Origin of the sequence: Nitrosomonas ureae (genome assembly GCF_900108305.1) — a bacterium.
Lineage (GTDB): Bacteria > Pseudomonadota > Gammaproteobacteria > Burkholderiales > Nitrosomonadaceae > Nitrosomonas > Nitrosomonas ureae_B.
The window spans coordinates 14,160-34,102 of sequence record NZ_FNUX01000027.1 but is presented as its reverse complement, the minus strand read 5'-3'; the positions used below and the strand labels follow the sequence as shown (position 1 = coordinate 34,102).

At 39.9% G+C, this 19,943-nt stretch carries 19 protein-coding genes and 2 pseudogenes; 17 read left to right on the top strand and 4 right to left on the bottom strand.

Annotated features, from left to right (window positions below; translation table 11 throughout):
* Window positions 1–2: 2 nt before the first annotated feature.
* From C4S39_RS12680 to motD, 3 genes are all read left to right on the top strand, one after another.
* Window positions 3–719 carry an RNA polymerase sigma factor FliA gene (locus C4S39_RS12680; protein WP_103967339.1) on the top strand — a complete coding sequence of 239 codons (717 nt, stop codon included), beginning with the start codon at window positions 3–5 and terminating at the stop codon, window positions 717–719.
* Window positions 720–782: 63 nt separating this feature from the next.
* A complete protein-coding gene (locus C4S39_RS12675) occupies window positions 783–1,523 on the top strand; it encodes a flagellar motor protein (RefSeq protein ID WP_103967345.1) in 741 nt (246 codons plus the stop codon).
* Between the two features lie 37 nt (window positions 1,524–1,560).
* The gene (gene motD / locus C4S39_RS12670) at window positions 1,561–2,352 is read left to right on the top strand and encodes a flagellar motor protein MotD (RefSeq protein ID WP_103967338.1); all 792 of its coding nucleotides are present in this window, start codon (window positions 1,561–1,563) and stop codon (window positions 2,350–2,352) included.
* A gap of 117 nt (window positions 2,353–2,469) precedes the next feature.
* Here motD and C4S39_RS12665 read toward each other — a convergent pair whose 3' ends face one another.
* Entirely contained in the window at window positions 2,470–2,934 is a 465-nt protein-coding gene (locus C4S39_RS12665; protein ID WP_103967337.1) for a flagella synthesis protein FlgN, read from the bottom strand.
* Entirely contained in the window at window positions 2,934–3,239 is a 306-nt protein-coding gene (gene flgM / locus C4S39_RS12660; protein WP_103967336.1) for a flagellar biosynthesis anti-sigma factor FlgM, read from the bottom strand. The genes C4S39_RS12665 and flgM overlap by 1 nt, the downstream gene beginning before the upstream one ends.
* Before the next feature lie 253 nt (window positions 3,240–3,492).
* Between flgM and C4S39_RS12655 the strand changes: the two genes are divergently transcribed.
* From C4S39_RS12655 to C4S39_RS12595, 13 genes are all read left to right on the top strand, one after another.
* Window positions 3,493–4,233 carry an EI24 domain-containing protein gene (locus C4S39_RS12655; protein WP_103967335.1) on the top strand — a complete coding sequence of 247 codons (741 nt, stop codon included), beginning with the start codon at window positions 3,493–3,495 and terminating at the stop codon, window positions 4,231–4,233.
* Between the two features lie 62 nt (window positions 4,234–4,295).
* Window positions 4,296–5,120 carry a DUF3025 domain-containing protein gene (locus C4S39_RS12650; protein ID WP_258039440.1) on the top strand — a complete coding sequence of 275 codons (825 nt, stop codon included), beginning with the start codon at window positions 4,296–4,298 and terminating at the stop codon, window positions 5,118–5,120.
* 50 nt (window positions 5,121–5,170) lie between these two features.
* Window positions 5,171–5,593: a rhodanese-like domain-containing protein gene (locus C4S39_RS12645; RefSeq protein ID WP_103967333.1), complete on the top strand. Its 423-nt coding sequence runs from the start codon at window positions 5,171–5,173 to the stop codon at window positions 5,591–5,593.
* A gap of 145 nt (window positions 5,594–5,738) precedes the next feature.
* Entirely contained in the window at window positions 5,739–6,164 is a 426-nt protein-coding gene (gene ndk, locus C4S39_RS12640; protein ID WP_103967332.1) for a nucleoside-diphosphate kinase, read from the top strand.
* A 20-nt stretch (window positions 6,165–6,184) separates the two neighbouring features.
* Window positions 6,185–7,285, top strand: a complete 1,101-nt coding sequence (gene rlmN / locus C4S39_RS12635) for a 23S rRNA (adenine(2503)-C(2))-methyltransferase RlmN (protein ID WP_103967331.1) — start codon at window positions 6,185–6,187, stop codon at window positions 7,283–7,285.
* Complete coding sequence (gene pilW / locus C4S39_RS12630) at window positions 7,282–8,061, top strand: type IV pilus biogenesis/stability protein PilW (RefSeq protein WP_103967330.1); 780 nt, start codon at window positions 7,282–7,284, stop codon at window positions 8,059–8,061. Before rlmN ends, pilW begins: the two co-directional genes overlap by 4 nt.
* Window positions 8,058–9,281 carry a RodZ domain-containing protein gene (locus C4S39_RS12625; RefSeq protein ID WP_103967329.1) on the top strand — a complete coding sequence of 408 codons (1,224 nt, stop codon included), beginning with the start codon at window positions 8,058–8,060 and terminating at the stop codon, window positions 9,279–9,281. The genes pilW and C4S39_RS12625 overlap by 4 nt, the downstream gene beginning before the upstream one ends.
* A gap of 36 nt (window positions 9,282–9,317) precedes the next feature.
* Window positions 9,318–10,556, top strand: a complete 1,239-nt coding sequence (gene ispG, locus C4S39_RS12620) for a flavodoxin-dependent (E)-4-hydroxy-3-methylbut-2-enyl-diphosphate synthase (RefSeq protein ID WP_103967328.1) — start codon at window positions 9,318–9,320, stop codon at window positions 10,554–10,556.
* A complete protein-coding gene (gene hisS, locus C4S39_RS12615; RefSeq protein WP_103967327.1) occupies window positions 10,556–11,830 on the top strand; it encodes a histidine--tRNA ligase in 1,275 nt (424 codons plus the stop codon). Before ispG ends, hisS begins: the two co-directional genes overlap by 1 nt.
* Before the next feature lie 30 nt (window positions 11,831–11,860).
* On the top strand, window positions 11,861–12,499 hold the full coding sequence (locus C4S39_RS12610; protein WP_103967326.1) for a YfgM family protein: 639 nt from the start codon (window positions 11,861–11,863) through the stop codon (window positions 12,497–12,499).
* A complete protein-coding gene (bamB, locus tag C4S39_RS12605) occupies window positions 12,477–13,733 on the top strand; it encodes an outer membrane protein assembly factor BamB (RefSeq protein WP_103967325.1) in 1,257 nt (418 codons plus the stop codon). The genes C4S39_RS12610 and bamB overlap by 23 nt, the downstream gene beginning before the upstream one ends.
* A gap of 85 nt (window positions 13,734–13,818) precedes the next feature.
* The gene (gene der / locus C4S39_RS12600; RefSeq protein ID WP_103967324.1) at window positions 13,819–15,213 is read left to right on the top strand and encodes a ribosome biogenesis GTPase Der; all 1,395 of its coding nucleotides are present in this window, start codon (window positions 13,819–13,821) and stop codon (window positions 15,211–15,213) included.
* Between the two features lie 1,053 nt (window positions 15,214–16,266).
* On the top strand, window positions 16,267–17,433 hold the full coding sequence (locus C4S39_RS12595) for a response regulator transcription factor (RefSeq protein WP_103967323.1): 1,167 nt from the start codon (window positions 16,267–16,269) through the stop codon (window positions 17,431–17,433).
* A 208-nt stretch (window positions 17,434–17,641) separates the two neighbouring features.
* On the opposite strand, the pseudogene C4S39_RS12590 reads toward C4S39_RS12595, so the two are convergent.
* Both C4S39_RS12590 and C4S39_RS12580 read right to left on the bottom strand, forming a co-directional pair.
* A pseudogene (locus tag C4S39_RS12590) lies at window positions 17,642–17,856 on the bottom strand (IS3 family transposase); the annotation flags it as partial.
* Between the two features lie 56 nt (window positions 17,857–17,912).
* Window positions 17,913–18,796, bottom strand: a pseudogene (locus C4S39_RS12580) (IS3 family transposase); the annotation flags it as partial.
* A 239-nt stretch (window positions 18,797–19,035) separates the two neighbouring features.
* Between C4S39_RS12580 and C4S39_RS12575 the strand changes: the two are divergent.
* The gene (locus tag C4S39_RS12575; protein ID WP_103967320.1) at window positions 19,036–19,941 is read left to right on the top strand and encodes a 2-hydroxy-3-oxopropionate reductase; all 906 of its coding nucleotides are present in this window, start codon (window positions 19,036–19,038) and stop codon (window positions 19,939–19,941) included.
* Window positions 19,942–19,943: the final 2 nt, after the last annotated feature.

The window sequence follows — 19,943 nt, the reverse complement described above, 5'->3', positions numbered from 1 at the left end:
ATATGTATACTGCGACTGGAACTAAAGCAATTGATAAAGATCAGTTTATAGCTGAATTTACGCCACTGGTGAAACGTATTGCGTATCACATGATGACTCGATTACCCGCTAGTGTTCAGGTTGATGATCTGATTCAAGTCGGCATGATGGGTTTGCTGGATGCTATCAATCGTTACGAGGGGTCATATGGGCGGCAATTTGAGAGTTATGCGGCACAGCGCATACGGGGCTCAATATTGGATGAGTTACGCGAGGCGGATTGGTTGCCGCGCAGTATACGAAAAAAAATGCGTCGTATTGAAGCAGCTGTGAATTTATTAGAGCAGCGCAATGGTTGCGCACCTAATGAACTGGACTTGGCTAAAGAATTGGATATGTCATTGGAGGAATACCATGAAACTTTGCAGAGCGCACGAGGTGCGCAATTAATTTATTACGAAGATTTTCAACAAGATGATGAAGAGCCTTTCTTGGATCGTTTATTTATTGACTCTGAGGGAGATCCTTTAAATGCGTTGTTGGACGAGAATTTTCGCAACCAGTTGATTGCTGCGATTGATAATTTGCCTCCTCGGGAAAAACAGATGATGGGGATGCATTACGAGCAGGAAATGAATTTAAGAGAGATTGGCGAAGTGCTTGGAGTCAGCGAATCCAGGGTTTGTCAACTGCATACTCAAGCCATTGCAAGACTTCGTAGTCGCTTGAGAAATCTTTGAGAAGTAAGAAATGCTGATTATCCAGTGCTCTAATTGGATTTTGGGATGAATAAAAAATCAAAGATGGATGTGAATAGTGTTGCCGGTATTGTATTGGCTTTTGTTGCGATCATCGGCGGACAATTTCTTGAAGGGGGGCATGTTGGTTCTTTATTGCAGGTAGCAGCTTTTTTGATTGTTATGGGAGGGACTGTTGGCGCTGTATTGTTACAAAGCCCAGTCAAAGTTTTTATCAATGGAGTCAAAATGGTCAGCTGGGTATTTTATCCCCCTGAAAATTCTCCACAGAATCTAATTAAGCAAGTTGTTAATTGGTCCAATATTTCACGCAAAGAAGGGTTATTGGCGCTGGAATCGCATATATCTACGGCTAGAGACTCATTCTCAAAGAAAGGTCTACAATTGCTCGCTGATGGAAGTACTCCGGAGAAATTACGTGAAGTCTTGGAAATTGATATCACGGCTTTAGAAACACATCAACGGCAATCTGCACGAATTTGGGAAGCAGCTGGTGGTTATGCTCCAACCATTGGCATTTTGGGCGCTGTGTTGGGTTTGATTCATGTGATGGAAAATTTATCGGATCCTAGTTTGTTGGGTAGCGGCATTGCAGTAGCTTTTGTAGCAACCATTTATGGTGTTGGTTTGGCTAATCTGGTTTTCTTGCCAATTTCAAATAAGCTAAAAAATATTATTAGTGAGCATGTCGTTATGCAAGAAATGATGATGGATGGCTTTATCGCTATTGCGAACGGTGAAAATCCTCGATTGATAGAAAGTCGGCTGAAAGGATACTATATTTAATACCCGTTAAGTGTTAATTTCATTATTAGGCTATTGAATGATAAGAAGAAAGCAAAGGAACGACGGACCAACTGACAATCAGGAGCGTTGGCTTGTATCCTATTCAGATTTTATAACATTATTATTTGCTTTTTTCGTAGTAATGTATGCAGTTTCATCGGTGAATGATGGTAAATATCGTGTGTTAAGCTCTTCATTGTTTAGCGCATTTAAAAACAGCAGCTCATTTACTTCTGAATCTCCACAGGCAACAGAATTTTCACCTCTTAAAAATGAGCATTCAAATCAAGGCAGCTTGATCAAGCTCACAGATAATTTCAATATTCAGAAAGTAAGAAAACAGGAGAAGATGAAGGGTATGGCTAAGAATATTCTTCATGCGTTGGAACCATTAGTGAAAGATGGTCAAGTAAGAGTGACTCAAAATTCATTAGGGATTACAGTTGAGATTAATGCGAGTGTTCTTTTTTCACCAGGACAAGCTAAGCTTGCCGAAAACTCGATCCTATCACTTCAAGCGGTTGCAAATGTAATCAAAGACCATGAGCATGAAATTAATGTTGAAGGTCATACAGATAATCTACCAATAAATACAGAAAATTTCCCATCAAACTGGGAATTATCATCCGCGCGTGCAAGCAGTGTAATCAGGTTATTCATCGAAAAGGGCGTTGAAGCTCATCGGCTTACTGCGATAGGTTACGGTGAAAATAGACCAATAGAAAGCAATGAGACATTTGAAGGAAGAAAAAGAAACCGTCGCGTGACGGTTATGATCTTATCTGCGGATCCTGATAAGATAACTGAAATTCCCATCACTGAAAATTAGTTTAAGGGATTCTTGAGTAGCTATGATTTCGAGCGTGATAGATAATTTTATATCTCTGATTTAAAGATATTATCGCTACTCTAGGAATCACAAATGAGATTGTTCAGAAAGTGTGCCTTAAATATAGGTCTGACCTTTAGGTCCATAAAGTGCAACATTATTTGCTGCTCCATGTAGAGCAGCAAAAGATCGTAGATTGTGTTGCAGTCGGTTTGTAATAATCAAACCATTAGAATGAGTGAATTGTTGGGCTGTTTTGGCAAGATCTAATAATTCTTTCCATAAAGCTTTTATTTCGGAAAAACTGGAACTCTGCTCCGCTAATTCATTTAGCCAGGAGTCTATATTTTTTCTTTCTAAAGGTAGTCCTATTTTCAGGAAAAAGACATTACGATGATCATCGTGTTTTATTAGTTCTTGAATCAGCTTTGTTTTATTGAAAGCAAGACAATCTATTTCTTCTAGTTTTCCTTCAATAAGAGCATTTTCTTCTTTTTTAAGGATTTCTATAAAGATACGCAGTGTGTTGCTTTCATCTTTCAATTCACTCATGAGGCATGTGACGTCTTGCAGCACAGACATTACGCAGCACCTTTCTTGGATTGAATCAACTCTTTTACTGTCTCAAGTAATCTATCGGCAACAACTTCTGGATTAATTTGAAAATTTCCTTCACTTATAGCTTGTTTTATTTCCTGAATACGCGCTGTATTTACAGCTGAACCGTTTACGGAAGTGCTGTCGATTGTTTGTAGTTTCGTAGCATTAGGACTTAAATGCACGCTATTTTCTTGGTTCGTATTCGGGTTCGGTGTGAGATCAGCGCGTCTTTTTCCATCACTAACAGATACAATTGATACGGGCTGTAAAGATTTATCTATTTTCATTTTTATACCTCATAGCGAATTCATTAAATGCTTAATCGACATCTTTATTTATAACTTTAGAATTAAAGTGTTTGCTGGGGCTCTGGAGTATAGGAGAAATGATTTACAATAGGCTAGTTTTGATTACTACGGTGTTAGTTGGTAGGAACTTTAGAAGTTTTAAAGAAAATATACTTTTCAATTGACTTCTGGTTAGTCATGTTAATGTTATCGTTTATTGTGAGCATATGTATTACCTTATGTCAGTAGTAAAATGTCTATAATATTCAGAGCGATTGTGAGTGCATTTCGTGATTTGTTTCGTTTAAGAATTGCATGGATTACTGTTTGGCCGATTATAGCTTCATTGCTATTTTGGTTGATAGTCGGATTTATTTTTCAGGATAATTTTTCTGAAATAATTTATCAGATTTTGGACAAAATTGGTGTTGGTGAGTGGCTGCAAAATTTGAAACCAGATTGGATTGCATCGATAGTTCTAGGTTTATTTGATGTTTTAGTGTTTATTCCTCTTGTAATCGTTACGACACTGATTATTACGGCCATATTTGTATTGCCGGCATTAATTAGTTTAGTGGCGAGCCGTTTTTATCCCGATTTGAAGCGTGAGTATGGGGGTTCTATTAGTGGTAGTATTGTCAATGCGATAATCGCCAGTATTGTTTTTATATTTATCTGGGTAGTTTCACTACCATTGTGGACGGTTGGAGCAGGAATTATTATCCCTTTCGTGGCCGCAGCTTTTATGAATCAACAATTATTTCGCTATGATGCGTTATCGGAGCATGCTACCAAGCACGAGATTAATAGGATTTTCTCAGAGAACAGATATTCGTTATGGGGGCTGGGACTGTTGACGGGCTTGGTGCAATTTATACCTTTTCTTAATTTATTGGCCCCAGTTTTTACTGCACTTGCATTTATTCATTTTGGATTAGAGCATCTAAAGCTTTTGCGTGCGGAAGAAATGGCAAGGCAAAATATTAGTCAATAAAAATAAACTTTTAGATATTCAAACAGATTTCTTTTTTGATCAAGCTTCCAATAGCTGTGAACATGCGTAGTTGGGATCCAAATTTTATGGATCTTTCGCTTATATTTGAACCATTTGCATATTTGAGAAAGGATTTCTCAAATATGCAATGCTGGCCTGAGCCCGATGAGCTTAATAAATTATGTTCTATGTCAAATCAACAAATATATACTCGATCGGGTAAGTCTATTTTATTTATACCTCAAGAAATTGTGAAACATCGTCATGAGCAAAACTATGAATCGGAAATTTATTTAACGGGTCAAGTGCAAACTAGAGCTAATAATTGGCATGATTTTTTTAATGCTTTAGTATGGAAAATATTACCGCGTGCTAAATCAGCACTTAATCAATTGCATTATCAAGCGCAACTATCTGAGTTATCGATTAAGACAGTGAATAGGTGTAAGTTAAGGGATGCAGCAACGCTTTTCGATGAATCTGGCGTCATTATCATCAGCAGTCATGAATTATTGATTAGGTTAATAAAGAACTTCAAGTGGAAAGAATTGTTTTGGCAGCAGCGCGCCACCGTATTATCATCAATGCGATTTTTTGTTTTTGGCCACGGAATATACGAAAAAGCATTGAACCCTTATATAGGTATGACTGGTAAGGCAATTATTTTTAAGGTGAAGGAAGATTTTTTCTTGCAAGATTTATTAAATCAACTCAACTCAGTTGATTTAATGCTAGAGCAATTTTTGCTTTGTGCACTATCATCCGGTACTGATTTGACGCCAATCCCGTTGTTAGGTTATCCAGAGTGGGATGCAAATAATTTCCGTGAATCCTATTATGAAAATAAGGAATATTTTCGTGAGCGTCGTCAATTTAAGTGCACTTAAAAAATAAAATCACATTTTATTCTGAATAACTTATTACTAGAAAAATAGAAATGAGAAAAATCTTAGTAGCGCTATTAATCGCGTTATTTTCTATCGTCACTATATCTAAGGCGGATAGTTTGTCGCCGGAAAGAGTTGAGGGTGCTCGTACTGTGAGTACAGAAACTGCTAAGTTGCTTTTCGATAAGGGATATTTATTTCTTGATGTTAGAAGCTTGAATGATTATAGAACGGGGCATATTCCTGGTGCGTATCATCTTTCTGTAAGAAGTGATTTTGATGAGCAGAAATTAAGTGTGATTGTAAAAAAAGATCAACCCGTTGTTATGTATTGTAATGGTACTTCGTGCTTGGGTAGTTCAATTGCAATAGAGAAAGCAGTTGAGTGGGGGTGGAAAAATATTTTTTATTATCGCGAAGGTATTAAAGATTGGAATTCGAAGGGCTACCCAGTTTTTGCGATAGAGCCATAATTTTCTTATTATCCCTGGATGAGCTCCCTGCGGAAATTTTTATGAAAATATTTTTTATTTAGGGCAGAGGTTATGTGTTTTTGCGAACTGGGTACGTATTTTGTTAAAATGTAATGTTAAATTTACTAATTTATTGGAGTATTTAATGGCAATTGAAAGAACCTTATCAATTATTAAACCGGATGCTGTTGCAAAAAATGTAATTGGGCAGATTTATTCTCGTTTTGAATCAGGAGGCTTAAAAATTATTGCCGCGCGCATGGTACATTTGTCACAATCTGATGCGGAGCAATTTTACGCGGTGCATCGTGAACGACCGTTTTTTAACGATCTGGTTAGCTTTATGATATCCGGGCCTGTGATGGTGCAAGTACTGGAAGGAGAGAATGCTATTAAGAAAAATCGCGATTTAATGGGGGCAACCGATCCTAAAAAAGCAGAAAAAGGAACTATTCGTGCTGATTTTGCTGATAGTATTGATGCCAATGCAGTACATGGCTCAGATGCATTAGAAACGGCAATAGCCGAGATTGCCTGTTTTTTTCCCGCATTAAGTATCTATTCTCGTTAAAAGTAATGAGTATCTAAATCGTGTCGGTTAATTTGTTAAATTATGATGGCAAAAGTCTGGTTGATTTTTGCGCTGAAATTGGTGAAAAACCTTTTCGTGCAAGGCAATTATTACGCTGGATTCACCAGTTTGGCATAGTTGATTTTGATTTAATGAGCGATCTGGCAAAAGGTTTACGAGAGAAGCTTGCAATGCAGGCGGTTATTGATCTGCCATCGATTATGTCTGATTATGCGGCAGCTGATGGCACACGTAAATGGTTGCTATCAGTTGGTGCAGGAAATGGTATAGAGACTGTCTTTATTCCAGAAGCAAGTCGTGGCACTCTATGTATTTCAAGTCAGGTTGGATGTGCATTGGCTTGCACTTTCTGTTCTACGGGAAAACAAGGATTTAATCGCAATTTAACTGTTGCTGAGATTATCGGACAGTTGTGGATCGCAAATAAAATGCTTGAAACTTGTGGTGGTGATACAAAATCACAGGCCAAAAGAGCGGTTACTAATGTTGTCATGATGGGAATGGGCGAGCCTCTGGCCAACTTTGAGAATGTTGTAACCGCCTTAGATTTAATGTTGGATGATCATGCTTATGGTCTTTCCCGGCGTCGTGTAACGGTTAGTACTTCCGGGCTAGTGCCCGCTATCGATCGATTACGCGAGCGTTGTCCGGTTGCTTTGGCTGTTTCATTACATGCTCCGAATGATGCGTTGCGTGATCAACTGGTTCCAATCAACAAGAAATATCCGATTAAAGAATTATTGGCCGCTTGTCAGCGTTATTTGTCGGCAGCGCCCAGAGATTTTATAACTTTTGAGTATGTCATGCTTGATGGCGTTAATGATAGTGTGGCGCATGCGCGTGAGCTTGCGAAATTGGTACAGGACATTCCCTGCAAGTTTAATTTAATTCCGTTCAATTCTTTTTCAGATTCTGGATATAAGCGTTCATCAGCTGAAGCAATAAGAGCGTTTCGTGATGTGTTAATGCATGCAGGACTTGTTACAACTGTCAGAAAAACACGGGGCGATGATATCGCGGCTGCTTGCGGTCAGCTTGCTGGTCAGGTGAAAGATAAAACGCATCGTTTGACTCGATTAAAAATAGAAACGATCCAGTGAAATTATATTCGCTCTTATTATTTCTATTTCTCATAGGGTTGGGTAGCTGTGTGCAGCACAACGCAGAAACCGGGATGCCAATTCAGGATAAGGGAGATCGTGCATTACAAAGTGCAAAAATTCATACAGAGTTGGCGGCTGAATATTTTTACCGGGGGCAATTAGATGTTGCAATTGAAGAGGTTAATGAGGCATTGAAGGTGCAATCGAATTATGCGCCCGCATACAGTGTGTTGGGACTTATAAATATGACCTTGAATGAAAACAGTAAGGCGCTAGAAAATTTTGAGCGAGCTATTCGAATGGCGCCAAGAAATCCAGAAATTAATAATAATTATGGATGGTTTTTATGTCAGCGTTTTTCGCAACGCATGGATGATGCCATTAATCACTTTATGGTAGCTGCTAGAGATCCCCTCCATTCAACACCCGAAATGTCTTACACTAATGCAGGGATCTGTGAAACTAAACGTCAAAAATTTACTGAAGCGCAGTTATTTTTTCAGAATGCATTATCAATCCAGCCCAATTATTCACCTGCAATTATTGGGTTGATTGATATTGATTTTGAACGCGGAAATTTAACAGAGGCAAAATCTAAGCTTTCTCAGTTTCTGCAAAATTATGTACCTACAGCTGAAAGTTTATTGTTGGGAATAAAAATTGAGCGAGCCTTGGATAATCAATTGGCAGTTGATAGTTATATCTATCAGCTGCAAAAGCATTTTCCTGAATCCAAAGAAGCCGTGGCGATTCGAGAAGGAAAGATCAGATGACGAATGTTAATGATGAAATGAACAAAAATGTAAATCAATACGCTGAGAATATTGATTCTCTCACATCTGATTCTAGTATAACAACCGAGAATAACCCACCTGGATACGGTACTTCAAAGTCGCATGAAGCGATACACGAAAATATGCAAAATGCAGAAATGAGAGGTATCGAATCAGTTGTTGGGGAGCAGCATAACAATCTCGATTCAATTGCTTCAAATTTAAACGTTCATCACCATGAACATATTGAAGTAAGTAATGGCCAGGATGAGGTTGTGAGCAGTCTTGAACATATAAAAGCCCAAAATGAATTAAATGATATTGATTCTATGGGTATTGTGCAAAGTGTTGGGCATTTGCTGCATAGAGCAAGAGTTAGGAGAAATATGAGTATTGAGGATGTATCAAGGCAGTTGCGTCTTTCAATACAGCAGATTGAGGCAATCGAGAACGAGGACTTTGAGAAGCTGCCTGGAAAAACATTTTTGCGCGGGTTTATTCGTAATTATGCCAATCTTGTACAACTAGACCCCATGCAATTATTACAATTACTTCCAGAGTCAACTCGAATAATATCAACCTATGAGCGCACTCCATTTAGAAATAAACAATTATCGTTTTCTTCAAGTCGTGAGAACTCTGGTAACAACCCATTGGTGATCGCCGTAATTTTAGCTGTTATGGTTTTAGGTATATATTTTATTTTTGAGAATAATGGATGGAACAAAGATTCTAATATCAGTCCGGTGGGTAGCGCCGCACAATCAGAATCTGACACTACTTCCATGGAGATTCGATTACCAATCCCGACAGCTGTAGATAGCACAGCTAACTCGCCAGTAATTGCATCAGTGGCTCCTAGCACAGTTAATGATCAGGGAAATGCAGTAGCAGAACTAGATGCAAAAACTGAGATCATTCCGGCTGAAGAAAATATTATTGCTCAATCTGCTGATTTGCAGAACGCAAAATCCAGTGATTCGGGTAATTTATATTTTAAATTTACTGCGGATTCATGGGTGAAGGTGGTAGATGCTAAGGGTGTTGCTTTGTTTGAGCAACTTATGAAAGGTGGTAGCGAGCAAATTGTCGTAGGTAAAAGACCATTATCGATTGTCATAGGCAATGCATCGGGTGTTAATCTCACCTATAATGACAAAGAAATTAATATTTCTTCTTATAAAAAGCGGGATGGGACCGCGCGCTTTACACTTGAGTAGGCGTATCTGCAATCTCTAGACTTTATACAATTAATTATGCCTGAAAATAGTTTCTCGATAAATCGCCGATCTAGTGTGGGTGTTCAGATTGGTTCTGTAATGTTGGGTGGTGGTGCGCCGGTCGTGGTGCAATCAATGACTAATACTGATACGGTTGATGAAGCCGCTACTGCAGAACAGGTTGCACAGTTAGCGCGTGCTGGGTCTGAGTTGGTTCGAATCACTGTCAATTCAATGGAGGCCGCAAAAGCGGTAGCGGCAATTCGTGCGCGTCTCGATGAAATGGGGTGCCATGTGCCCTTGATTGGAGATTTTCATTTCAATGGGCATAAATTGCTCACCAGTTACCCCGAATGTGCTAAAGCTTTAGCAAAATTTCGCATTAATCCGGGAAATGTTGGTCATGGTAAGAAACGTGACGAGCAATTTACTACCTTGATTGAAACAGCTTGTAAATACGATAAACCTGTGCGTATTGGCGTTAATTGGGGGAGCCTTGATCCAGAAATGCTGGCGCGTATTATGGATGAAAATGCCACTTCAAGTGATCCGCAAGACGCTAAGTATGTAATGCGGGAGGCATTAATTACATCGGCATTGGAAAGCGCAGCAAAAGCAGAAGAAATCGGACTTAATCGCAATAAGATTGTATTATCCTGCAAAGTAAGCGGTGTGCAAGATTTGATTAAAGTATATCGCGATTTGGCTGCACGTTGCGATTATGCGTTACATTTGGGATTGACAGAGGCGGGTATGGGCTCTAAAGGGATTGTGGCGTCTACAGCGGCATTGGCTATCCTTTTACAGGAAGGAATTGGTGACACTATTCGGATTTCATTAACTCCAGAGCCAGGGGGGACACGCTCGCGCGAGGTGATTGTGGCTCAGGAAATTCTGCAGACAATGGGGTTGCGCGCATTTGTTCCGCTAGTCGCTGCCTGCCCAGGGTGCGGGCGTACAACCAGTACCTATTTCCAGGAATTGGCTGAAAGTATCCAGGCTTATGTGCGTGATGAGATGGTGGTTTGGCGCAAACAATATGATGGTGTCGAAAATATGACACTAGCTGTGATGGGGTGCGTGGTAAATGGTCCGGGAGAAAGCAAGCATGCTAATATCGGAATTAGTTTGCCAGGTTCCGGTGAAACCCCTGTGGCACCTGTGTTCGTCGACGGACAAAAAACCGTAACGCTAAAAGGCGATAATATTGCCAATGAATTTCGTGCAATTGTTGATCAATATGTAAGTGAGAAGTACCCGAGAAAAGTAGTCTGATGGCTAGTGGTGTTAAAGCAATTCGCGGAATGAATGATATCCTCCCGGATGAATCTTATCTCTGGGAATATTTTGAACAAACGGTGCGTCAGTGGCTTACTGCTTATGGGTATCGGAATATTCGTACCCCGATTGTCGAGCAAACCGATTTGTTTATCCGTTCTATTGGTGAAGTAACTGATATTGTTGAGAAAGAGATGTATACTTTCATCGACCATCTCAATGGTGATAGCTTGACGCTGAGGCCTGAAGGCACTGCATCATGCGCGCGCGCAGTTATTGAGCATAATCTTTTATATGCTGGACCACAAAGATTGTATTATGCGGGGCCGATGTTCCGGCATGAGCGCCCGCAAAAAGGGCGTTATCGTCAATTTCATCAGGTTGGCGTGGAGGCATTGGGTTATGCTGGTCCTGATATCGATGCAGAACTAATAGTGATGTGTGTTCGATTATGGGAATTATTGGGAATCTCGGATTTGCGTCTGGAAATAAGTACCTTGGGAAATACTGAATCACGCGCATTATATCGTTCGCGACTACTTAAATACTTTGAGCGGCATCGCGACAATTTGGATGAAGATTCATTGCGACGTCTGTATACCAATCCCTTGCGCATACTTGACAGTAAAAATCCAGGAATGCAGCAAATTATTGAGAATGCACCAAAGTTGATTGATGATCTGGATTCTGAATCATGTAGCCATTTTGAATCCTTGCAAAGAATATTACGTGAGCAAGGTATTAATTATGATATCAACTTACGTTTGGTAAGGGGATTGGATTATTATAATCGCACTGTATTTGAATGGGTTACCGATAAATTAGGTGCGCAAGGGACTGTTTGTGCTGGTGGGCGCTATGATGGCTTAGTAGAGCAGGTGGGCGGGAAATCCACTCCGGCTTGCGGTTTTGCTATGGGAGTAGAACGGTTGTTGTCATTGATGCAAGAATGTGGAAAAAAGATTCAGCAGTCAGTTCCTGATATTTATATTGTTTATCAAGGTGATGAGCAGGTTATGGATTATGCTTGGAAATGCGCAGAATTTCTTCGTGATGAGGGATTCGACGTTATTTTGCACTGCGGCGGCGGCGGCTTTAAATCTCAGATGAAAAAGGCTGATTCATCTGGTGCTGTTTACGCATTGATTATCGGGAATGATGAATTCGAGGCGCAAGAAGTAACTATTAAGCCATTGCGTGAGCTGATTGAACAAGTAAGTCTGAAATTAAGCAGTGTTACTGAAATAATTAATAAAAAAGATTTGTATTAACGATAACTCAGAATTAACCAGGGAAATGCCATGGTAACTTATAATCATGAAGATCAGGAAAGGGTTGATGGACTTAAAGGCTGGTGGGACAAGTATGGTGCTGCAATTGTCATTATTCTGACAGTAATGTTAGCAACCGCGGGAGCTATAAAGGCCTGGGAGTATTATCAACAACGGCAAGCACAGCAGGCGGCGGATTTATACGTTTTGTTAAAGCAGGTGCAAGCAGGCAATGATTCAGAGAAAATTAATGATACGGCCCAGTTGCTTATGCAAGGTTATTCATCCAGTGGCTATGCGCCACGTGCTGCATTGATTGCGGCACAAGCCGATGTTCATGCAGGGAATAATAAACGTGCAATACAAAACTTACAATGGATTCTTGATCATGCAAAAGAAATCGAGATGCGTGATTTGGTGCGATTGAGAATTTCCGGGATTTTACTTGATGAAGGAAAATATGATGAAGCACTAAGACTTCTAGATGCTGGATATAGCGAAGCTTTTGCTGGATTATATTTGGATCGTAAGGGAGATATTCAGGTAGCTACACAGAGAATTTCTGAGGCGCGTTTAAGCTATCAGGAAGCTATAAATGCGCTTGATAAGAGCAATAATTACTATAATATTGTACAAATGAAATTGGATGGACTGGGCAATTCTGAATAAACATTTAATAATTGTTGAATCGAATTTTACTAGGACTAGGCGATTATTTACGTTTTGGATAGTGTCTTTTTTATTGCTGCCAGGTTGTGGTAGTACGATGAATCCATTTGATATGCGTATTGTTGAAGCAATGAGTACGCAACTATCAGATATGTTTGTCACAGACGAAGTCATCGTTTATGAAAAGGAAGAGCTCGATGCTTTAAAGTCCGTTGATCGGATTCCATTAAAATGGAAAAATAAAGTCAGTGAAAATGAAATTGCCTCATTCTATGTCGTCTATGAAAATGATGTAGTATATTCAGCTGATGAGGCTGGAAAACTTACCAAATATGAAGCGGCAACTGGTAAGCAATTATGGCAAGTCAAAACTAAGCATAGGTTTTCCGCTGGCGTAGGTGTCGGAGAAGGGCTTATTCTGGTCGGGACTTTTAAAGGAGAAGTGCTCGCTTATAACGAATCTGGCCATATGCTATGGCAAGCATCAGTCACCAGCGAAATCTTAAGCCCACCTCAAGCGCAAAATAATATTGTGGTTGTGCGAACCGTTGATGGCAGAATATTTGGATTAGATGCCATTGATGGAAAACGGAAATGGATTCATCAAGGCGCAACTCCTCCACTGACAGTGCGAAGCACTGCAGGAATAACACTTGCGCATGGCGCTGTATTTGCGGGTTTTCCTGGTGGAAAAATGGTGGCAATGAGCTTGTTTAATGGCAATATTGGATGGGAAGTTGCCGTTTCCCACCCACGAGGCGTTACGGAGCTAGAGCGTATGACAGACATTACCAGTGTGCCTGTGGTTAACGATAGGTTAGTTTGCGCGGTTGCATATCAAGGACGTGTTGCATGTTTTGCCATCAATGACGGCACCCAAATATGGACTCGTGAGTCTTCCAGCAGTGCAGGCTTGGTAATGGATAATGATTATGTTTATGTAACTGAAGATAAGGGTGTTGTCTCTGCATATGATTTGCTCAGTGGAGCCAGTGTATGGAAGCAGAGCAGACTTGGTAGTAAGAAATTAACGAAGCCTATTATCAAAGGACAGTATATAGTTGTCGGAGATGATCAAGGAAATGTTAATTTGCTACGAAACTATGATGGAGTTTTAATCGCCCGCTCAGCTACCGATGGTAGCATGATTCAAAATCCTGCTTCTCCATTGCCTGATGGGTTTGTAGTTCAAACAGCGAAGGGTGGGGTGTACGCTTATAGTACACAATTTTAGTTGTTCTTCTAAATTCGTCTAGAATCTTAAAGATTCAGCGATATCTTTATTAATGCTACTGTCCTGAAAAAAGCTGTAAATATTCATGAAACCTACACTTGTTTTGGTTGGCCGCCCTAATGTCGGTAAATCTACTTTGTTTAACCGGTTGACTCGTACTCGTGATGCTATCGTTGCTGATATCCCAGGCTTGACGCGAGACCGACATTATGGCACAGGTAGAGTAGGGGAAAAACCTTACTTGGTCATGGATACCGGCGGTTTTGAGCCTGTAATTAAAGAGGGTATTTTGCATGCCATGGCAAAGCAGACGATTCAGGCAATTGATGAAGCAGATAAGGTATTATTTATTGTTGATGGTCGTCAGGGTTTAACTGCACATGACAAAATTATTGCTGAGCAACTGCGCAAATCTGGGCAGAAAATCCTACTGGTCGTAAATAAAACAGAAGGCATGGCGGCTGCTGTTGTCACGGCAGAGTTTTTTGAGCTAGGCCTGGGTGATCCCTGTGCGGTATCAGCGATGCATGGTGATAACATCCATGAGTTGGCAGACTTGGCATTAGCTGATTTCCCAGAAGTTATAGAGGAATTCTCAAGCAAGCATCCTAAAATTGCCATTGTTGGTCGTCCCAATGTTGGAAAATCCACACTTATCAATACACTGCTAGGAGAAGAACGGGTCATTGCTTTTGATCAGCCTGGCACGACGCGGGATAGTATCTACGTCGATTTTACGCATAAAGACAAACAGTATACGCTGATTGATACAGCCGGGTTGCGGCGTCGTGGTCAAGTGCATGAGACCATAGAAAAATTCTCAGCTATCAAGACATTGCAGGCTATTGAAGATGCCAATGTTGTTGTGTTGATATTAGATGCTAGAAATGAGATTTCTGATCAAGATGCTCATATTGCCGGATTCATACTGGAAACGGGGCGTGCGTTGGTCATCGCAGTCAACAAATGGGATAACTTGGATGAATACCAGCGCGCTACTATCAAAAGTGACTTGAATCGCAAATTAGCTTTTCTGAGTTTTGCACAATTGCATTATATCTCTGCACTGCATGGTATCGGGATAAAAAATTTGCTGCCTTCGATAGATATAGCATATGCAGCAGCTATGGCCGATTTGTCGACTCCAAAGTTGACGCGTGCTTTGATTGCTGCGGTTGAGAAACACCCGCCGCCACGTGGTGGCATGTCGCGTCCCAAAATGCGTTATGCGCACCAAGGTGGATCTAATCCACCATTGATTATTGTACATGGCAGTATGCTGAATCATGTGCCGGAAACTTATCGACGATATTTGGAAAATACATTTCGTGAAACTTTTAAGCTGTGGAGTACTCCATTACGGGTTGATTTTAAAATTGGTCATAATCCATACGCTGATAAAAAACCTGCTCCGCCAACTGAAGCAGAAGCGAGACGCGCACATAATCGCAGGCGGCGAAATCGGAAAAAATATGGATAACTATAAGATGTGTGTTCAATAGTTCATTGTGAAAATCAAAGTGATTATCAAGTGAAAACACAGATAAGGATAAGACAGCTGAACCATGAGAAACGATCGCTGATTAGTTCTCGTTCCGAATTGCGGGAGGTTATTTGATAAAACGGGTGCTTACTACTCCAACAATATCAAAGTGCCAAAAAAGTATATATGTGGCGTGTAGCTTACGAAATAAAAACTGCAGCGGCTAGCATGCAACTGATCAGATCAGTAAAGTGTCAATAGACCCTAGTGCGGTAAGCAGATTTTACTTGGCTTCAGTAAGCGAGGTAATACGCACCGACGAGCCTTGTTTGATTTATGGAGTGCGATAGCTATTAGCTTTGTCGAGAAAAGGCTGAACTAGAGAATTGATCGCATAAGCTGATAGTGCACGCAACAAGAAATTGCTGCTGTAGCCCTGATCGAAGCAGATGAATAAAAGAGCATTGATTTTTTCTCAAAACCATTCAATGAGCATCTATGTCAGTTTTGTCATGTGGGTTTTGTCACATTCTAATTATGTATATTTTGTTAATATGTGAATGTAATCCGATAGATCGATTAAGAATTGACTGAAAATTAAGAATTTATAAGCTGGGGCAGCGTGGCGATTAATTTGTATCTTAAAGAATCCATCAATAAAAGGATAACATGCGTATCTGTAAAACTTTTCACAAGTGACATTAAAATATTTAAAGTTATATCAAAAAAATCCGTATTTATCTTTTAATTAGATTCTGAAATGCTAATTTAGTATCTAATGAGAAAGAAGTTTTTAATGATTATTTTTAATATTGAATTATAGTATCTAGATTATTAATTACACATTATTAAAATAAAAATGTTAAGCAGAGAAGCTTATTAGAGGTTGCTTTATTTTAAACAAATATACTTTGATGATTGTAATAGCCATCTAAAAATATTTATATAATTAATATTATATTCAATTGGTTAAATAATTATCTCTTGCAGTAAGATGAAGAGATATATGTTAAAATAAATATGTAGCAAACCTGTTTAAAGGTAAAGATAATGGCCAACAAAGCAGAGCAAGCACTAGTAAGAATTTCGCATAAACATAAAGTTGATATCAACGTGTTGGTGATCGTTGACAAATATGTTTCTGGTAAGACTTTGAAGAATATAGCTGAAGAATGGGAATACAATATCATCGGTATCTGTACTTCAAGTCAAGAAGCTTTAGTAAGAATAAATAAAGATAAGCCAGATCTTATTCTAACGGATATGGAATTAAAGAGTTGTGATGGAATAGATTTAACACAACATTTAAATTTACAATCGGACAATGTGAATCTTTGCATATATTTTACGGCCTATACAAGTGATACAATTGTGCAACATATAACAATGATTGCTACTGCGATGGGTTGTAGTATCAATAAGTATGGTACAGAGAAGAGAGCTGCTGATTTTGAGTCTTGTCTTTGCCGGCATTTTGGAATTGATGATGCTAATAGTATGGTCAACCAGCTTGTAGTACAGCCGATTAAAGTTCTGCTGGTTGATGATCAACAAATAGTATTATGGGGATTGGAGAAATTAATAAATAGTAAGCAGCCAAGAATGGTGGTTATTGGTACAGCATCAAATATTTCTGATGCTAAACAGCTTACGATTAAGAAGAGACCTGATATTATTATACTAAATACATATTTGAATGATATTGATTGTGTAAATTATATTTCAGATTTTTCTAGTAATGGGAATACACGAGTGGTAATTTTTACCGATACACATGATAAAGAGGTAATTGATCGTGCAGTACTAAGTGGTGCACGAGGTATTGTTCATAGAAAAGAATCGACGCAAACGATGCTTAGGGCTATAGAAAAAATTCATGATGGTGAATTATGGCTTGATCGAATAACGACAGGTCGCATTTTACTTCATAATTCACGTATAAGAGGTAAATTTTCTCCTGATACTAGTACTAATAAGATTACGATGCTGACTCGTAAGGAGTGTACAATTCTTAGAGCATTTTCAGATGGGACTGGTGGAGAGCAAAACAAGCAAATTGCAGCGAAATTATGCATGAGTGAACATACCTTGCGTAATCACTTAACTTCTATTTTTAGCAAATTGGGAATTAAAAATAGATTCAGCTTATTTGCTTATGCTAAGCAACATTTTCAACACATAGAATCAACCGTGGGTAGGTCGTTGAATGAGTATTAGGTATCTGTTTCCATTTGATCTGGCAATAAACTGTTTTGTCAGAATGTGAGGAGTACTTTTCTTATCGACTGAAGTTAGAAGTAGTGAGATGTGTCGTTAAAATTAAGTCTGTTGGCTTATGCAGTGAGTAGATTTGTATATATCGCTGTGTAATTGTGCTGGTTGGTTTGGTTAAATAAAACCGAACAGCCCAGTTAAGCGGTTTTTTTCAATCTTCCGTTTCTACCTCATATTGATTTGGCTTTTGTATCCCAAGTATGAATGCAGTCGATGACTGTATAAAACATGGAAATATACTGCAACACATCTTGCTGTGCTGCATAACGGGTTTGGTAATGCCGCCTACTGGACTCGTCCCTGTTTAAGACTGCCGAAGAAGCTTTCAGCCACAGCATTGTCGAAACAATCTCCGGCGCGACTCATGCGGTAATCCTCCCATTTTTAATAGGGGCTTGCAGTAGAGAGTTTTAGTTTAAAGTTTATGCCAACTTCATTGCTGGCGTGATACCTCCAAGTGCCATACTCGGACGTTCATTATTGTAAATCCATAACCATTGTGTAGCGGTAAGCTGTGCCTCTTCAATGGTTGCAAATTCATTCATCTCCAACCATTCATGCCGAACAGTTCTGTTATGGCGTTCTACGTAAACATTCTGTTGCGGCTTTCCTGGTTGGATGTAATCAAGCTGGATACCTCGCGATTTTTTGCCCAACTTTGAGCGTACCGCTGATATTTTCCGGTCCATTGTCACAGAGAATCTTCCTTGGTTTGCCACGCCATTCAATAATCTGATCCAGGGTGCGCGTAACCCGTTCTGATCGAAGCGATATATCCACTTCTATTCCCAATCCCTCGCGGTTGAAGTTATCCAGCACATTGAAGGTGCGGAAAGACTTCCCATTGGTGAGTTGATCAGCCATGAAATCCATCGACCATGTGTCATTGGGCCGTTCTGGCACAGCCAGTGGTTCCGGCTTCTCCCGCTTTAACCGCTTGCGCGGCTTGATCCGTAAATTCAGTTCCAGCTCACGGTAAATACGATACACACGTTTGTGATTCCATCCAAAACCCTTCACATTACGCAAATAAAGGAAACACAAACCAAAGCCCCAGCGCTTGTGACAGGCCGTCAGACGTAGTAACCACCAATCGGCGATTTCCTCGTTCTCATCGTTGAGAACCGGCCGATAACGATAGCAACTCTCAGAAATGCCAAATGTTGCACAGGCTAAAACAATACTAACAGACTTGTTCTGTACCACCTCTGCGCTATCATCTTGCGCTGTAAGGGCTTTGCCACTTTTTTCCTAGTGCCTCCTTCAACAATTCATTCTGCATCTGGCTTTCCGTAAATCGCTCCTTCTTCATCAGTAAAATTCCTCTTCGTCTGGGATAGAAAATTCTACTGCTTTGCTCCTTTAATATTCGAGGGATTACCGGCAGAAGTTTACAAATTAAACTCTCTACTGCATGCTTCTATTAGAAATGGAAGGATTACCGATACAATTGCTCCAATAAATGGTTTCTAAAAAATGGCTAAAGTATGGTGTAATTAACTTCTTTTATTTAATCTTTTTTAAAATCCGGCTTGTATTTTAATTATGGCAAATATCGGTTTTATCGGTCTGGGTATTATGGGGAAGCCTATGGCAGGGCATTTGATCAAGGGTGGGCATAGTCTTTTTCTGCACTCGCGCAGTGGGGTTTCCGGAGATTTGATCGCATTGGGTGGAAGGGAATTTCTTTCATCCAAGGAAGTAGCACAGCACGCAGATATTATTATGACTATGTTGCCAGATACACCAGATGTTGAGAAAGTCTTGTTTAGCGAGCATGGCATTGTCGAAGGGTTGAGGCTTGGTTTGGGGCAGGTTAAAACGATTGTGGATATGAGTTCGATTTCGCCACTGGAAACGCGAAAATTTGCAGCGCGTATTAATGCGTTGGGTCATGATTATGTGGATGCGCCCGTATCTGGCGGTGATGTCGGGGCACAAAATGCGGCACTGACGATCATGGTGGGTACGAGCGTGACAGTGTTCGAGAAAGTGAAGCCTATTCTTGGATTGTTAGGAAAAAATGTAACTCATGTGGGGGAAAATGGTGCAGGTCAGGTTTGTAAGATTGCCAATCAAATTATTGTGTCTTCAGCGATCGAAGCAGTGGCTGAAGCGCTCTTGTTTGTATCCAAGGCAGGAGTAGATCCGGATAAGGTTCGGCGAGCTTTGTTGGGTGGTTTTGCGGCTTCTCGGGTGTTGGAAGTACATGGGGAACGCATGATTAATCGATGTTTTGAGCCCGGTTTTCGCATTGAATTACATCAAAAAGATTTGAATATCGCGTTGGATAGCGCATCCGCCTTGGGTGTAAGTTTGCCGAATACTGCAACTGTGCGTGAATTATTTTCTGCTTGTATCGCACATGGCGGTGCAAAATGGGATAATTCCGCTCTTGTGAAAATACTGGAAAAACTTGCTGATCACGAAATCCGGAAGCATTTGGAATAATT

Bases quoted from the DNA above. Each gene is read 5' to 3' on its own strand.
- C4S39_RS12680 (WP_103967339.1), top strand. From the start codon at position 3: ATGTATACTGCGACTGGAACTAAAGCAATTGATAAAGATCAGTTTATA.
- C4S39_RS12675 (WP_103967345.1), top strand. From the start codon at position 783: ATGGATGTGAATAGTGTTGCCGGTATTGTATTGGCTTTTGTTGCGATC.
- motD (WP_103967338.1), top strand. From the start codon at position 1,561: ATGATAAGAAGAAAGCAAAGGAACGACGGACCAACTGACAATCAGGAG.
- C4S39_RS12665 (WP_103967337.1), bottom strand. From the start codon at position 2,934: ATGTCTGTGCTGCAAGACGTCACATGCCTCATGAGTGAATTGAAAGAT.
- flgM (WP_103967336.1), bottom strand. From the start codon at position 3,239: ATGAAAATAGATAAATCTTTACAGCCCGTATCAATTGTATCTGTTAGT.
- C4S39_RS12655 (WP_103967335.1), top strand. From the start codon at position 3,493: ATGTCTATAATATTCAGAGCGATTGTGAGTGCATTTCGTGATTTGTTT.
- C4S39_RS12650 (WP_258039440.1), top strand. From the start codon at position 4,296: ATGCGTAGTTGGGATCCAAATTTTATGGATCTTTCGCTTATATTTGAA.
- C4S39_RS12645 (WP_103967333.1), top strand. From the start codon at position 5,171: ATGAGAAAAATCTTAGTAGCGCTATTAATCGCGTTATTTTCTATCGTC.
- ndk (WP_103967332.1), top strand. From the start codon at position 5,739: ATGGCAATTGAAAGAACCTTATCAATTATTAAACCGGATGCTGTTGCA.
- C4S39_RS12625 (WP_103967329.1), top strand. From the start codon at position 8,058: ATGACGAATGTTAATGATGAAATGAACAAAAATGTAAATCAATACGCT.
- ispG (WP_103967328.1), top strand. From the start codon at position 9,318: ATGCCTGAAAATAGTTTCTCGATAAATCGCCGATCTAGTGTGGGTGTT.
- hisS (WP_103967327.1), top strand. From the start codon at position 10,556: ATGGCTAGTGGTGTTAAAGCAATTCGCGGAATGAATGATATCCTCCCG.
- C4S39_RS12610 (WP_103967326.1), top strand. From the start codon at position 11,861: ATGGTAACTTATAATCATGAAGATCAGGAAAGGGTTGATGGACTTAAA.
- bamB (WP_103967325.1), top strand. From the start codon at position 12,477: ATGGACTGGGCAATTCTGAATAAACATTTAATAATTGTTGAATCGAAT.
- der (WP_103967324.1), top strand. From the start codon at position 13,819: ATGAAACCTACACTTGTTTTGGTTGGCCGCCCTAATGTCGGTAAATCT.
- C4S39_RS12595 (WP_103967323.1), top strand. From the start codon at position 16,267: ATGGCCAACAAAGCAGAGCAAGCACTAGTAAGAATTTCGCATAAACAT.
- C4S39_RS12575 (WP_103967320.1), top strand. From the start codon at position 19,036: ATGGCAAATATCGGTTTTATCGGTCTGGGTATTATGGGGAAGCCTATG.